13 protein-coding genes are annotated in these 15046 nt (G+C 72.5%); 9 read left to right on the forward strand and 4 right to left on the reverse strand.

Features of this window, described 5'->3' with window-relative positions:
* Positions 1–49: 49 nt before the first annotated feature.
* From tatA to JOF36_RS19840, 3 genes are all read right to left on the reverse strand, one after another.
* Positions 50–337 (reverse strand): Sec-independent protein translocase subunit TatA, encoded by a 288-nt coding sequence (tatA, locus tag JOF36_RS19830; protein ID WP_210029064.1) that lies wholly within the window; start codon positions 335–337, stop codon positions 50–52.
* A gap of 143 nt (positions 338–480) precedes the next feature.
* The gene (locus tag JOF36_RS19835; RefSeq protein ID WP_210029066.1) at positions 481–1533 is read right to left on the reverse strand and encodes a helix-turn-helix transcriptional regulator; all 1053 of its coding nucleotides are present in this window, start codon (positions 1531–1533) and stop codon (positions 481–483) included.
* Positions 1530–2522, reverse strand: coding sequence for a helix-turn-helix transcriptional regulator (locus JOF36_RS19840; protein ID WP_210029073.1), 993 nt, complete (start codon positions 2520–2522; stop codon positions 1530–1532). Before JOF36_RS19840 ends, JOF36_RS19835 begins: the two co-directional genes overlap by 4 nt.
* Positions 2523–2722: 200 nt before the next feature.
* On the opposite strand from JOF36_RS19840, the gene JOF36_RS19845 reads away from it, so the two are divergent.
* The 3 genes from JOF36_RS19845 (at position 2723) to glsA (JOF36_RS19855) (ending at position 5164) form a co-directional block, all read left to right on the forward strand.
* Complete coding sequence (locus JOF36_RS19845) at positions 2723–2962, forward strand: hypothetical protein (protein ID WP_210029075.1); 240 nt, start codon at positions 2723–2725, stop codon at positions 2960–2962.
* Between the two features lie 84 nt (positions 2963–3046).
* The gene (glsA, locus tag JOF36_RS19850; protein ID WP_210029084.1) at positions 3047–4096 is read left to right on the forward strand and encodes a glutaminase A; all 1050 of its coding nucleotides are present in this window, start codon (positions 3047–3049) and stop codon (positions 4094–4096) included.
* Positions 4097–4156: 60 nt separating this feature from the next.
* Entirely contained in the window at positions 4157–5164 is a 1008-nt protein-coding gene (glsA, locus tag JOF36_RS19855; protein WP_210029093.1) for a glutaminase A, read from the forward strand.
* Between the two features lie 12 nt (positions 5165–5176).
* On the opposite strand, the gene pafA is transcribed toward glsA (JOF36_RS19855), so the two are convergent.
* Positions 5177–6538 carry a Pup--protein ligase gene (pafA, locus tag JOF36_RS19860; RefSeq protein WP_210029097.1) on the reverse strand — a complete coding sequence of 454 codons (1362 nt, stop codon included), beginning with the start codon at positions 6536–6538 and terminating at the stop codon, positions 5177–5179.
* A 114-nt stretch (positions 6539–6652) separates the two neighbouring features.
* On the opposite strand from pafA, the gene JOF36_RS19865 reads away from it, so the two are divergent.
* From JOF36_RS19865 to JOF36_RS19890, 6 genes are all read left to right on the forward strand, one after another.
* Complete coding sequence (locus JOF36_RS19865; RefSeq protein WP_307862479.1) at positions 6653–8158, forward strand: bifunctional phosphatase PAP2/diacylglycerol kinase family protein; 1506 nt, start codon at positions 6653–6655, stop codon at positions 8156–8158.
* Positions 8155–9702 (forward strand): amidohydrolase, encoded by a 1548-nt coding sequence (locus tag JOF36_RS19870; RefSeq protein ID WP_210029111.1) that lies wholly within the window; start codon positions 8155–8157, stop codon positions 9700–9702. Before JOF36_RS19865 ends, JOF36_RS19870 begins: the two co-directional genes overlap by 4 nt.
* Positions 9689–10468, forward strand: coding sequence for a class I SAM-dependent methyltransferase (locus JOF36_RS40960; RefSeq protein ID WP_210029113.1), 780 nt, complete (start codon positions 9689–9691; stop codon positions 10466–10468). Before JOF36_RS19870 ends, JOF36_RS40960 begins: the two co-directional genes overlap by 14 nt.
* A 795-nt stretch (positions 10469–11263) precedes the next feature.
* A complete protein-coding gene (locus JOF36_RS19880; protein WP_210029121.1) occupies positions 11264–12001 on the forward strand; it encodes an SDR family NAD(P)-dependent oxidoreductase in 738 nt (245 codons plus the stop codon).
* 1209 nt (positions 12002–13210) lie between these two features.
* A complete protein-coding gene (locus JOF36_RS19885; RefSeq protein ID WP_210029124.1) occupies positions 13211–13762 on the forward strand; it encodes a hypothetical protein in 552 nt (183 codons plus the stop codon).
* Between the two features lie 107 nt (positions 13763–13869).
* Positions 13870–14901, forward strand: a complete 1032-nt coding sequence (locus JOF36_RS19890) for a sigma-70 family RNA polymerase sigma factor (RefSeq protein ID WP_210029125.1) — start codon at positions 13870–13872, stop codon at positions 14899–14901.
* The last annotated feature ends 145 nt before the right edge of the window (positions 14902–15046 follow it).

Below are 15046 nucleotides of genomic sequence, written 5' to 3' on the forward strand. Positions count from 1 at the left end.
ATTGAGACTGCGCGTCCGACGGAACGGGGACTTCACGGCGCCGGTTACCTCAGCTCGGGTTCGCGGTACCGCGGTCCTGCGGCTGCCGGTCCTGCGCCTGCGGGACCGGGTCGCCCTCGGTCTGCGGCGCCGGGGTGACCGACGGCAGTTCCTGCGGGGTGGTCCGCGACTCCTGCGTGGTCGTCGACTTGGCCTCGTCGTCCTTGAGGCCCTTCATCTCACCCTTGAACACGCGGGCCGACTGACCGACCGAACGCGCCATCTCGGGCAGCTTCTTCGCGCCGAACAGCAGCAGCAGTACGGCGATGATGATCAGCCACTCGTAGCCACCGGGCATGGTCAACCTCCGTCGGTCTTCACCGGGTCACGGCTGAGTCTACGCACCGTCGTGGTGCGCTCCCGCGCGCCCGGGGCGAGCGGGGCGGGTGATCACCGGCTGTTCACCGGGTGGCCACGCCGCCACTCGGGGTGACCGTACCGTCACGTTCCGTCCGACCGTGACAGGGCCTCCCGGGCGCGCTCGCGCACCACGCCGGACAGCTCGACCGGCTCCACGATCCGGGCCGCCCCGCCGAGCCCGAGGACCAGCCGGACCAGCCAGTCCGGGTCGGCGAACCGGATCAGGACGCGCAGCAGGCCGTCCGCACCGGGGACGGGGCCGTCGCCGCGCGGCCCGGCGTCCCGGGCCGCGCCGGGGGCTCCCGGCGGCGGATCGCCCTCGACCGCACCGCCGCCCGCCGTCCGCACGTCGTCGACCGGGTAGTACTCGGCCACCCAGTGCGCGCCGGGGCCGAGCTCGAGCACGGCGTGCCGGTGCCCGGCCCGGGGGCCGAACAGGCCGTGCGAGACGTCGGTCGGCTCGGCGTCCGGATGCGGGTGTGCGGGTTCGTCGAGCTCCTCGGCCTGCTCGACGCGGTCCAGCCGGAACATCCGCACACCCTCGGCGCGCCGGCACCAGGCCTCCAGGTAGCCGCGCCCCTCGGCGACGACCAGCCGCATCGGGTCGACGTCGCGGCGCGACACGGCGTCCCGGCTCGCGGTGAAGTACACGATCCGCAGCGCCCGGCCGTGGTCCAGGGCCCGGCGCACGACCGCCGTCGTCTCCCGCTCACCGGTCCCGGACTCGACGGTCACCAGCCCGCCGGGGCCCGCGGCGTCCCCGACCGCCGCCTCGATCTTGCCGATCGCGCGGGCGACCGCGTCGGAGTCGACCACCCCCGGGGTCTGGTGCAGCATCCGCAGCGCGACCAACAGGGCCGTCGCCTCGCTGGTGGTCAGCCGCAGCGGACGGGTCAGCCCGGCGTCGAACACGACGTCGACGGTGTCCCCGGCGAAGGACAGGTCGACCAGGTCGCCCGGGCCGTAGCCGGGCAGCCCGCACATCCAGAGCAGCTCCAGGTCCTTGCGGAGCTGTTTCTCGTCGACCCCGAAGTCCGCGGCCGCCTCCGCCAGTGGCACCCCGGGGTGCGCCCGCAGGTAGGGCACCAGCGACAGCAGCCGGGGCAGGCGCTGCGCGACCCCCTGGCGGCTCACCGCGGGCTCTCCAGCGCCGCGAGCCGTGCCGCGCCCGCCCACAGCTCCCGGACGGCGGCGACCAGTTCCGGCGGGTCCAGGACGGCGATGTCCGGCCCGTGCCCGGCCAGCCACCGGGCGACCGTGCCCCGGTCCCGGACGTCCAGCTCGATGACGACCCCGGCACGCCCGGTGTGCTCCTGCGGGCCGAGCTCGCGGCCGAGCCGGCGCAGTCCGGCCGCCCGGTCCTCGGCGACCCACACCCGGGCCGTCCCGGACACCGGCCGCGGCCCCGCCGAGACCCGCACGATGCCGCGCAGGTCGACGCCGTCGGGCACGGTGACCGCACCGGCCGGGCCGGTCGCGCGGACCGCACCGGTGATGCGGGACAGGCGGAAGCAGCGGATGTCCGCGCGGTCGCGGTCGTGCCCGACGAGGTACCAGCGCCCGCGGTAGGACACGACGCCCCACGGCTCGACCGTGCGGTGGGCCGGCGGGTCGGCCGGGCCCCCGCGGCGGTGGTCGAAGGTCACCACGCGCCCGGACCGGGTGGCGGCCAGCAGCGGCGCGAGCGCCGGCTCGCCCGCGTGCGGCCCGGGCCGCACCGTCGCGGCCGGGGCCTCGGCGACCTCCACGCCGGCCGCGCGCAGCTTCACCAGTGCCCCGTGCGCGGCACCGGCGAGGTCCGGGGTGTCCCACAGGTTCCCGGCCAGCGCGACGACGGTGGCCTCGTCGGGCGCCAGCTCGATCTCGCCGAGCTCGTAGTCGGCCCGCGCGATCCGGTAGCCCTCGACGGTGTCGAACATCGACGTGTGCCCGGTCTCCAGGGGCACGCCCAGCTCGCGCAGCTCGGACTTGTCCCGCTCGAACATGCGGAAGAAGGCCTCGCCGTTGGGCGCCTCGGCGTATCCCGGCACGGTGGCCCGGATCCGCTCCGCGGACAGGTACTGCCGCGTCGACATCAGGCAGAGCACCAGGTTCACCAGTCGCTCGGCGCGGGAAGACGACACGCCGGGGATCGTATCGGCGCGTGCGGCGGCGGACCGGGCGCCCCGCGCGGTCCGGCACCGGCGACCGCGGGCGGTGCCCGGTCCGGTGACGGGGTGTCTCATCCTGCGACAGCCCGGTTGACGGCCGCCCCCGCCGCGGAAAGGCTCTGGCTTCAGCGCGGCGACGCGGCCGCGCGGGGTACGTACGTGGAGGTGGCGTGATGACCGCGGAGCAGGAGACGTTCAACCCGTGGACCGTGGTGAACCTGGTGTTCCACCATCTCGCCGAGCAGGGCCTGCACCCGGTGCTGGGCGAGACCGGTGATCCCGCCGCGGCGGCCACCGGGCTGTTGCGGTCCATGGGCATCGAGCCGGCCCCGGAGAAGGCGGGCCCCGCCGACCCGGAGGTCCAGGACGAGCTCGCCGAGATCCGGCGCCGGATCATGCCCGGGATCGAGTGAGCCGGGGCCGGTGATCTAGGTTCCGCTCCGCAACCGGTAGCGGCGGTCCAGCAGCCCCGCGCGGACACGGCGGAGGGCGGGGACGTGGAGCAGCAGACCGAGCGGGAGATCGTGCAGCAGCAGCTCGAGGAGCTGCACCGGACCCTCGGCCGCCCCGGCGGCATCCCGGACGGCCGGGTCGTCGCCTACTACCCGCCGTCGATGGCGGGCGAGGCGCACCTGTTCGGCCTGGCCGCCACCGACATCGACGGCACCGAGTGGCAGGTCGGCGACGCGGACGTCCGGTTCCCGCTGCACTCGATCTCCAAGGTGTTCACCTACGGCCTGGCGCTGGAGGACAACGGCCGCGAGGACGTCCTGCTCCGGGTGGGGGTGGAGCCCTCCGGCGACCCGTTCAACTCGATCAGCTTCGACGAGGTCAACCACCGGCCGTTCAACCCGATGATCAACTCCGGGGCGCTGGTGGCGGCCAACCTGGTGCACGGGTCCAGCAAGGAGGAGAAGGTCGAGCGGCTGCTGACCCGGCTGCGGATCTACTCCGGCAACCCGGACCTGGCCGTCGACGAGGAGATCCTGGCCGAGCAGCTGGTCTCCAACGACCGCAACGTCTCGCTGTCCTACCTGATGCGCAGCCTCGGCATGTTGCACGGCAACATCGAGGACAACCTGTACGTCTACCTGGCCGCCTGCTCGGTGACCGTCACCGCGCTGGAGCTGTCCACGATGGCCGCGACGCTGTCCCGGGGCGGGGCGAACCCGTTCACCGGCGTCCCCGCGCTGCCCCGGACCTACACCCGCGACGTGCTGTCGGTGATGAGCATGTGCGGCATGTACGACGCCGCCGGCCAGTGGGCCTACGACGTCGGCATCCCCGCCAAGTCCAGCGTCTCCGGCGCGATCCTGGCCGCCATCCCGGACGCGATCGGCGTGGGCGTCTACTCCCCCGGGCTGGACCGCAACGGGAACTCCGTGCGCGGCGTCGCGGTCTGCCGGGCGTTGTCGGACCGGTTCGGGCTGCACGTGTTCGCCGATCCCTCCGAGTCGCGGCTGGGCCGGATCGTGCGGCCGGGCCGGCGCGAGAACGCCACCGAGATGTACCCGTCGGGTGACGGCTGGCTCCCCGAGGGGTTGTAGGGCCAAGATCTCCTCCGGCGTCACCGATCTCCCCCCGACGTCACCGACGAGAGGACAGCGATGGTCGCCGAGGCCGAGCGGGAACTGGTCCAGGAGCAGCTGGAGGATCTGCGCAGCACGTGCTCGGCGGGCGGCGGGCTGCTGCTGCCGGGCGAGGAGGTCGTCAGCTACTACCCGCCCGAGATGCAGCGGCGCGCCGACGAGTTCGGGCTGGCCGGCACGAACGTCGACGGCACCCGGTGGCAGGTCGGGGACTGCGACGTCCGGATCCCGCTGCACTCGATCTCCAAGGTGTTCACCTACGGGCTCGCGCTGGAGGACAACGGGCTCGACGAGACCCTGCGCCGGGTGGGGGTCGAGCCGTCCGGTGACCCGTTCAACTCGATCACCTTCGACGACGTGCACCACCGGCCGTTCAACCCGATGATCAACGCCGGGGCGCTGGTCGCGGCCAACCTGGTCAAGGGCGCCACCAAGGAGGAACGGGTCGAGCGCCTGCTGGAACGCAACCGGGCCTACACCGGGAACCCGGACCTCGTCGTCGACGAGCAGGTGCTGGAGCAGCAGCTGGTCTCCAACGACCGCAACCTGGGCCTGAGCTACCTGATGCGCAGCCTGGGCATGCTGCACGGCGACATCGACGACAACCTCTACGTCTACCTCGCCGCCTGCTCGATCACCGTCACCACCCCGGAGCTGTCGGCGATGGCCGCCACGCTCGCCAACGGCGGGGTGAACCCGTTGACGGGTGTCCGGGCCCTCGACCGCGAGCACCTGCGCACCGTGATCAGCGTGATGAGCATGTGCGGCATGTACGACGCGGCCGGCGAGTGGGCGCACGACGTCGGCATCCCCGCCAAGAGCGGGGTCTCCGGCGGGATCATGGGCGTGCTGCCGAGCTACTTCGGGCTCGGCGTCTACTCCCCCGGCCTGGACCGGCACGGCAACTCGGTCCGCGGGGTCGCGGTCTGCCGGGAGCTGTCGGCCCGCTTCGGGCTGCACATGTTCGCCGACCCGAGCGAGTCCCGGTTCGGCCGGGTGGCCCAGCCGCAGGTGAGCCACGGCTGAGCCGGAGCCCGGTCAGAGCGAGGCGATCAGCCGGTCCACCCGCTCGTCCACCGCGCGGAACGGGTCCTTGCACAGCACGGTCCGCTGCGCCTGGTCGTTCAGCTTCAGGTGCACCCAGTCGACGGTGAAGTCGCGCCCGGCGGCCTGCGCGGCGGCGATGAAGTCGCCCCGCAGCTTCGCCCGGGTGGACTGCGGCGGGGTGTCCTTGGCCGCCTCGATGTCGCCGTCGTCGGTGACCCGGTCGACGAGGTCCTTGCGCTGGAGCATGTCGAACAGGCCGCGCCCGCGCCGCACGTCGTGGTAGGTGAGGTCGAGCTGGGCGATCCGGGCGCTGGACAGCTCCAGGCCGTGCTTGGCCTGGTACCGCTCGACGAGCCGGTGCTTGATCGCCCAGTCGATCTCCCGGTCGATCAGCGACAGGTCCTGCTGCTCGACGGCGTCCAGGGTGCGGCCCCAGAGCTCGACGACCCGCTCCATCACCTTGTCCTCGTGCCCGCGCGACTGCATGAACTCCACGGCACGGGCGTAGTACTCGCGCTGGATGTCGAGCGCGCTGGCCTCCCGGCCACCGGCCATCCGGACCGGGCGGCGCCCCGTGAGGTCGTGGCTGATCTCCCGGATCGCGCGGATCGGGTTGTCCAGGGTGAAGTCCCGGAACTGGACGCCTGCCTCGATCATCTCCAGCACGAGGTGGGCCGACCCCACCTTGAGCAGGGTCGTCACCTCGGACATGTTCGAGTCGCCGACGATGACGTGCAGCCGCCGGTAGCGCTCGGCATCGGCGTGCGGCTCGTCGCGGGTGTTGATGATCGGGCGGGACCGGGTGGTCGCCGAGGAGACGCCCTCCCAGATGTGCTCGGCCCGCTGGGACAGGCAGTACACCGCCCCGCGCGGGGTCTGCAGCACCTTGCCCGCACCGCAGATCAGCTGGCGGGTGACCAGGAACGGGAGCAGCACGTCTGCGATCCTGGAGAACTCGCCCTGCCGGGCGACCAGGTAGTTCTCGTGGCAGCCGTAGGAGTTGCCCGCGGAGTCGGTGTTGTTCTTGAACAGGTAGATGTCACCGCCGATGCCCTCGTCGACCAGCCGGCGCTCGGCGTCGACGAGCAGGTCCTCGAGGATCCGCTCGCCCGCCTTGTCGTGGGCGACGAGCTGGGTCAGCGAGTCGCACTCGGCGGTGGCGTACTCGGGATGGGAACCGACGTCGAGGTAGAGACGGGCACCGTTGCGGAGGAAGACGTTGGAGGACCGGCCCCACGACACCACCCGGCGGAAGAGGTAGCGCGCCACCTCGTCCGGGGACAGTCGGCGCTGTCCGTGGAAGGTGCACGTGACACCGAACTCCGTCTCGACCCCGAAGATCCGACGCTGCATGCCGTTCAGGGTATGCGCCCGACCCCCTCTACTGTCAGTGCTGTGAGCGGATGGTTCGAGCGCGTCGCACGACGGTCCCGACGGGTGAACGGGGGAATCACCACCGTTTCCCAGGTGGACCAGGCGATCACCGACTTCATCGCGGGCCGCCCGCCCAGCCGGGTGGACACGACACTGCGCCGGCTCACCCACACGGCCGATCACAGCGTGCTCTGGTTCGCGGTCGCGGCGATCCTCGCCGTCCGGCGGGGTACGGGGCGGCACGCGGCGATGCGCGGGGTCGCCTCGATCGCGCTGACCAGCTTCACCGCCAACGCGGTGCTGAAGCCGCTGCTGCCGCGCCGCCGCCCGGCCGCGGCGGAGCTGCCGGCGTACCGGACGGTGGCCTGCCCGCCGTCGTCCTCGTCGTTCCCGTCCGGGCACGCCGCCTCGGCCGCCGCGTTCGCGACCGCCGTGCTGATGGAGAACCGGCAGGTCGCCCCGGTGGTCGTGCCGCTGGCCGCGCTCGTCGGGTGGTCGCGGGTGCACGTCGGTGTGCACTGGACCTCCGACGTGCTGGCCGGTGCGGTGGTCGGCACGTCCGTCGCGCGGCTCACCCGCCGCTGGTGGCCGGTGCGGCCCAGCGACGAGGCCCGGGCCCGCCCGATCGACACCGTGCACGCGCTCCCGCAGGGCGACGGCCTGGTGATCGTGTCGAACCCGTTCTCCGGCCCGCCGGACCACGACGTGTCCGACGAGGTGCGCGAGCGGCTCCCGGCCGCGCACCACCTCGTCGTCGGGGACGGGGTCAAGGTGGAGGACATGCTGGAGGACGCGATCGCGCAGCGCGGGCGGTGGGTGCGTGCGGTCGGCGTCGCGGGCGGGGACGGGACGGTGGGCACCGCCGCCGCGGTCGCGGACCGGTACGGGCTGCCGCTGGTCGTCGTCCCGGGTGGGACGCTGAACCACTTCGCCCGCGACGTCGGCGTCTACGACGTCCAGGAGGCCGTCGACGCCACCCAGGCCGGTGAGGCCGTCGCCGTCGACCTGGCGCTGGTCGAGGCGCATCCCGGCCGCCTGGACGACCCGGAGGACGTCTCGGTCACCCGGACCCGGTACTTCCTCAACACCGCCTCGATCGGCTCCTACCCGGAGCTGGTGCGGCTGCGCGAGCAGTGGCAGCCCCGCTACGGCAAGTGGCCGGCGTTCGCGGCCGCGCTGATCACCGTCCTGCAGCGGTCGGAGAAGATCAGCGTGCGGATCGAGGACCGCTGGTACAAGGTGTGGTTCCTGTTCGTCGGGAACGGCCCCTACCACCCGCGCGGCGCCGTGCCGGCGTGGCGGCCGACGCTCGACTCCGGGCTGCTCGACGTCCGCTGGCTCCGTGCCGACGTCCGGTTCTCCCGGCTGCGGGTGGTGCTCGCGCTGATCCTGTCCGCGCTCGGGCACAGCCGGGTCTACCACCAGCGCGAGGTGCCGCGCCTCGACGTCGAGCTGCTGGAGCCGAGCATGCTGGCCACCGACGGCGAGGTGGTCGAGGAGGCCGGCCGCTACACCTTCCGGGTCGCCGAGCGGCCGATCCCGGTGTACCGGCGCGACGAGGAGCGCTGGACCGGCCGCGACCGCCCGTTCCAGGGATGAGCACCCGCCGACGTACTCCCTCCCGCGGAGGCGGCATCGGTACCGTGCTGCTGCGTTCGGTACGTCCCCTCCTTGCGGACCGCACCGGCCTCGGCGAGCCGGTGGACGTGCTGCTGTCCGGGCACCGGGTCGCCGCGATCGGCACCGGTCTCGACGCCGGTGGCGCCGAGATCGTCGAGTGCGACGGCCGGGCGCTGCTGCCCGGCCTGTGGGACCACCACGTGCACATGGCGCAGTGGTCGCTGGCCCGCCGCCGCCTCGACCTGTCCGGGGCCCGCTCGGCCGCCGCCTGCGCGGCACTGGTCGCCGACCGGCTGGCGATCGACCCGCCCGCGCCGGGCGAGGTGCTGGTCGGGTTCGGGTTCCGGGACGCGCTGTGGCCCGACGAGGCACACCGCACGCTGCTCGACGACGTGTCCGCGGGCGTCCCGGTCGTGCTGGTGTCCGGTGACCTGCACCAGGGCTGGCTCAACAGCGCCGCCTGCGAGCGGTTCGGGCACCGTGGGCACCCGACCGGCCGGATCCGGGAGTCGGAGTTCTTCGCGGTCACCGTCGCGCTGCAGGACGTGCCCGACGACGTGCTGGACGGCTGCGTGGCCGACGCCGTGGCGGCCGCGTCGGCGCGCGGGGTGGTCGGGATCGTCGACTTCGAGGCGCCGTGGTCGCTGCCGGACTGGCGGCGCCGGATCGAGGCCGGCACGACCGGGGTCCGGGTCGAGGCGTCGGTGTGGCCGGACCGGCTGGAGGCGATGATCGCGACCGGGCTGCGCTCCGGCGACGTCGTCGAGGCGACCGGGGGCCTGCTCTCCGCGGGCCCGCTGAAGGTGATCACCGACGGGTCGCTCAACACCCGCACGGCCTACTGCTACGACCCGTACCCCCGCCCGCCCGGCGCGGTGATCGACCACCCGTGCGGGCTGCTGCTGGTCCCGCCGGACGAGCTGCGGCCACTGCTGGCCCGGGCCCGCGACGCCGGGCTCGAGGCCGCGCTGCACGCCATCGGCGACCACGCCAACACCCTGGTGCTGGACGCCTTCGCGAGCTCCGGGGCGCGCGGGCGGATCGAGCACGCCCAGCTGCTGACCGGCGCGGACGTACCCCGGTTCGCCTCGCTCGGCCTGATCGCGTCGGTGCAGCCCGAGCACGCCCTGGACGACCGCGACGTCGCCGACCGGCTGTGGGCGGGCCGCACGGAGCGCGCGTTCGCCTACGGCTCGCTGCACGCCGCGGGCGCCCGGCTCGCGCTGGGCTCGGACGCCCCGGTCGCCCCGCTGGATCCGTGGATCGCGCTGGCCGCGGCGGTGCACCGGACCGCCGACGGGCGGGACCGCTGGCACCCCGAGCAGGAGATCGACCGGGCCGTGGCGCTGGGCGCGTCGTTCGGGGTGGTGCCCGGGTCGGTCGCCGCGGTCGCCGAGGGTGTCCGGGCGGACCTGGTGCTGACCGACGCCGACCCGACGTCCTGCGATCCGGTCACGCTGCGGGAGATGCCGGTCGCCGGGACGCTCGTCGGCGGCCGGTGGACGCACCGTGCCGGAGTCTGACGCTGTTCCGTCCTCCGACGGCGCCGATGACGACGGCGGCGATGACGGCGGCGGCGATGACGGCGGCGGCGGCGGTGCCCGGTCCGGCCGGCCCGCGGGGCGGCCGGGCCCGGCCGGACCGACCGGACCGACCGGGCCCGCGGTGCTCGAGGAGGTCGCGCTACCGCACGGGCCGCTGACGATCCTGCGCCCGGCCGACCCGGACGCGGTGGAGTTCGACCCGGTCACCGGCGTCGAGGGGGCGGAGGAGCTGCACCCACCGCACTGGGCGCGACTGTGGCCGTCGGCGCGGGCCCTGGCGGCGGCGCTGGAGCAGGCCGGGCCGCGGCGGCTGGCCGGGCGCCGGGTGCTGGAGCTCGGCTGCGGGCTCGGGTTGCCGTCGCTGGTCGCCGCACGGGCCGGTGCGGTACCGGTGCTCGCGACCGACCGGTCCCCGGCCGCGGTGGCCTGGGTCGCCGCGAACGCCCGGCGGTCCGGTCTGCAGGTCGACGCCGCGGTGGCGTCGTTCGACGGGCGCGATCCCCTGCTCGACGCGCAGCGCTGGGATCTGGTGCTGGCCTCCGACGTCCTCTACGGCGCGGCCGCCGCCGACGCCCTGAGCGTGCTGCTGCCCCGGGTGACCAGCCGCCGGGCCGCGGTGTGGCTGGCCGACCCCGGGCGCCCGGAGACGCCGCGGTGGCTCGAGGCCAACCGGGACACCTGGACGGTCCGCACCCGGCCGCTGCCGCACGGCGTGGACCTGCACGTGCTGCGGCGCAGGCCCTGAGCTTGATCTTTAGCCTTGGCTGGTTCGGCTCGTCGCGGCATTAGCCGCGCGTTTCCCAACGTCGTGGCGGGTAGCGCGGCGTCGGTTGCGGGACCCGGGCCCGGCCCGGCTAGATTTCGGTGCCCTGGCCGGGCGGCTGGTGTTCACGCGCAGGTGGCGAAACCCGCGACGGGGTCAGCCCCAAGGTGCGCAGCACGCCCTCGAAGCACTCGTCGACGCAGCTCGCTTTACCTCGCCGCACGTTGGTGCTCTATTGGACTGGCTCTCGGCGGTGACGCTCCCGGACGGTGGTGTGCCGTTCAGCCTCCCCGTGAAAGCCCAGAATCCGTTCTCGTCGGAAACCGGTGGTCCCGGACCTGGCCGTCGACGAGGAGATCCTGGCCGAGCAGCTCGTCTCCAACGACCGCAACGTCGGAACCGGCTCAGCTCACCCGACCCGGTCAGGGTGTCCGGGCACGCATCGCCACCGACATGGTCACACTGGGCATCGCGGCCACCGTAATCGTCTTCGCGTTCTGTGAGAGGTACCCGAAGAGGATCGAGCGGTGGCCGCACCCATGTCCGGCCGACACGCCGCACTACCTGCATCAACTCGGCGACGGCAGCGCCTCGAGGTTAAAGATCAAGCTGGGAGCAGGAAGCTGCTTATCAGCCTCGAACGACCATCCCACGCCTTGTCATGCCCAAGTCATGCCCAAGGTAGAACTCCACGTCCGGTTCCCGCCAGAAGCCCGCCCACAGATCTGACAGCGTACTCGATGTCAAAAGAGCCATCGAACGAAAGAATCGATCACAGTGTCTTCAGTCAGTATCGTCACGGGCGCGACCCGCGGTCTCGGCTTCGCAACGGCCCAGGCGCTCGCCCACCTCGGTCACTTGGTCGTCGTCAGTGGTCGTGACGAGGGGGCAGCGCAAGACGCGGCGGAGAAGCTCCGTGCCGGAGGCGGGAGGGCTCAGTTCGTTCAGCTCGACGTCACCTCGGAGACAAGCGTCAAGTCTGCAGCGGCGCAAGTCGCTCGGTGGACCGACCATGTCGACGTGCTGGTCAACAACGCGGGCGTGCTCCCGGAATGGACTGACAACCAACCGCACGAATTCGCAAGCGTGACGATGTTCGAGCGTACATTTCAAACCAATGTCTTCGGGGCGGTCGCAGTGACGGAGCAGTTTCTTCCGCTGCTCCACCGGTCGAGGGCCGGACGAATCGTCAACATTTCATCGACCATGGGCTCCCTGCACGATCAGACAAATCCGGACTCGCCCTACTTCCAGATGGTCGTGCCCGCGTACCAGAGCTCGAAGGCCGCGCTCAACGCCGTGACGATCACCTTGTCCAAGGCACTGGCTGCGAGCAACATCAAGGTGACGTCAGTGTGTCCCGGCTTTGTCCAAACCAACCTCACGCCGATCAGCAGAGAGCAGGCACCTCTAACCGCAGAGCAGGCTGTTGCGCCAATCATTTCCGCCGCGACGCTGCCGGCCGGTGCACCCTCCGGACAGTTCGTCGACGCCGCCGGCATCGTCGCCTGGTAGATAGCGCTTCCGGCGACCAGGCTTCGCCGCGGTCGAAGCTCAAGGCCTCACCCGATGCGCCCTTATGGAGCGCTAGACACCGCTGGCGCAGCCGGACGCGCGGGGTCAGCCGCAGATGCGGCCATCATCGGCCGCGCGTAACCGCTTGAGGTAGGCCGGTGAGCCCGTAGTCGGCGCCGGTCGGCAACTGCACATACCGCAGCTGCCGGCCGAACCGGTCGGTATCCACCCCCGGCTCGGCGACCAGGTCACCACCTGGGCGGCCAACAACCGGCGTGCCTCGGCGGTGGCCTGCGGCTGCACCTCGTCGGCGGTTTCAAACGACGGCGGGGCAAGCCCGCTAGGGCTCCGCGGCGTCGAGCTCTCACACGCGTCGATCCCGAGCCTCCGCGCGGTCTGCCCATCGGAGGTGTCGAAGGTGTCGTCGTCGGTTACCGACGTGACCGTCACCGTGCGGGCCGCCACCAACTCAACGGGTCCACCCGGCACGGCCGATTCCGGCGGCGGTCGGGGCCCGTCAGCACGACCGCGGCGACGACCAGCGCGGCCGACGCCGTCACCGACCACCACCCGGTCCTCGTCGACACGATCATCGACGCGTTCCCAGGCCGGCCGTCGCGGGCGCGGCGCAAGAATCGTGCCTGCCGTTCCTGCAGCCCGGCGCGGACGGTCCGGCCTGCTCCATCCTCGACATGTCCTCATGAGAAGTACCGCTGCCGGGCCTGCGGGCGTGCCCGCTCCGGCGTTGTCGGTACCGTCCGGAAGAATTCGGTCGAATTTGGTCTCGGCGGGGTCTTCGGGGTGGCCGCCGTTTCCCGGTCGGCACGGCCCAGATCCGGATGTGGGCGCCGCGGCGGAGCCGACGTCCGGGTTGGCGGGTGCTGGGCAGTGACCGCGACCGCACTCGGATCGGCAGGGGCGCAATGCTGGAGCACCGCGAGCAGCCCGGCGTCGAGGGCCGCGTCGCGCGCGGCCGCCGTACTGAGCCCGACCAGCGTCGGCACTTCTACACGCGGGCGGGCGCGCATGGTGCTCCCTCTCCCGCTGCGGTCGGCGGCAGCCTACGTCGGTGTCAACCAAAGCGAGGACGGTCCAGACGTTGGAAAACGCGCGGCTACTGCCGCGACGAGCCGAACCAGCCAAGGTTAAAGATCAAGCTGAGGCTGCGACCGCCCCGCCGTGCGCCGCGGATCAGTAACCTCCACACCCATGGCGCAGCAGCGGTCCGCCGATCCCCTCGCTCCGGCACTGCACACCGACGGGCCGCACCCCGACCTGGCCGGTGAGCTCGCCCTGTTCGGACGGTTCGTCGGATCCTGGCGGCTGGACTGGCACGGCTCCGACCGGCAGGCGGTCGGCGAGCTGCACGTCGGCTGGGTACTCGGTGGGCGCGCCGTGCAGGACACCTGGATCGTCCCCGGACCCGGCGAGCCCGGGCACGGCGTCGCCCCATTGGCCTTCCACGGCACCACGATCCGGTTCCCCGACCCCGTGCTGGGCGCCTGGCGCTCGACCTGGGTCGAACCGGTCAACGGCCGGGTCCGCCGGTTCGTGGGCCGGCCGACCGGCTGGGGCATCGAGTTGCTCAGTGACGAGGACGACCCGCAGCTGCGCTGGACCTTCTCCGAGATCACCGCCGATTTCTTCACCTGGATCGGCTCCCTGTCCACCGACGGCGGGGAGAGCTGGCAGGAGGAGGAGCGGATGTACGCGACCCGGGTGCGCGGCCCGGCTGTCACCGGTGCTCCGCCCATCCGGTGACGCGGTTCGCTGCGGGTGCCCGGCGTTGAACGGGCGGGCCCGCGACGAAACTCGACCGAATCCGGCAGCGATGATGATTTCCGGCGCCGGCATCTGTCTGTATGGGCATGGCAGAGCGAACAGTCGGGGTCGTACGGCGGCCGGAGAGCCTGGCGGCGGCGCAGAGCGGTGACGAGGTGGCGTTCGCGTCACTGGTCGATCCGTATCGATCCGAGTTGCAGGCACATTGCTATCGGATGCTGGCGTCGGTCCACGATGCCGAGGACGTGATGCAGGAGGCGCTCCTGCGGGCCTGGCAGGCGTTCCCGGGCTTCCAGGGTCGCAGCTCGCTGCGTACGTGGTTGTATCGGATCGCGACGAACTCGTGTCTCAACCTGATCGAGAGCCGTTCGCGACGCTTCCTTCCGGTCGATCTGGGTCCCGCGGTCGACCAGGTGCCCGGAGAAGCGTTCTGGATCGGCCCCTGTCCCGGTCCTTCGGCGGCGCCGGGGGCCGAGCAGTCCAGCCCGGCGGGCCGGTACGAGCTGCGGGAGAGCCTGGAGCTGGCGTTCGTGGCGGCGCTGCAGTACGTGCCCCCGAACCAGCGCGCCGCGTTGATCCTGCGCGACGTGCTGGGCTTCTCCGCCCAGGACGCGGCCGACGCGCTGGACACCACGACCACGGCCGTCAACAGCGCGCTGCAACACGCCCGCACGACCGTCAAGGCACGGATACCGGAGCGCAGCCAGCAGACGACCCTTCGCAGGCTGGGCGACGCCGGGACCCGACGGATCGTGCAGCGATACGTTCGCGCCCTGGAAGCTGCCGACGTCGCCGCGGTCGTGTCGATGCTGGCCGAGGACGCCACCTGGTCCATGCCACCCCTGCCCGCCTGGTACCGGGGACACGACGCGATCAGCCGGTTTCTCGACGCGGGACCGTTCACCGCTCGTTGGCGCCACCTGCCCACCTGGGCCAACGGGCAACCGGCGGTCGCCTGCTACACGTGGGACGAGGCCGGCGGGTCCTACGTCGCCCAGGTCATCGACGTACTCACCCTGGATGGTGAGCAGATCACGGCAGTGACCTCCTTCGTCGACCCCTCGCTGTTTCCTCGGTTCGACCTGCCGGCCCAGTTGCCGTGCTGCGGCTGCACCTGATCGCGAGGCGATGCGGCCGGCCGCTACTGATCCGGCACATCCCGGCGCCGCTGGAACGAGCCCTGGAACTCACCGGTCTCCGCGACATCCTTCCGCGCCGCGAGGCCTGCAGCTGCCGCGACTGCACGGAGTGGTGAGCGGTGCA

Source organism: Pseudonocardia parietis (genome assembly GCF_017876315.1).
Lineage (GTDB): Bacteria > Actinomycetota > Actinomycetes > Mycobacteriales > Pseudonocardiaceae > Pseudonocardia > Pseudonocardia parietis.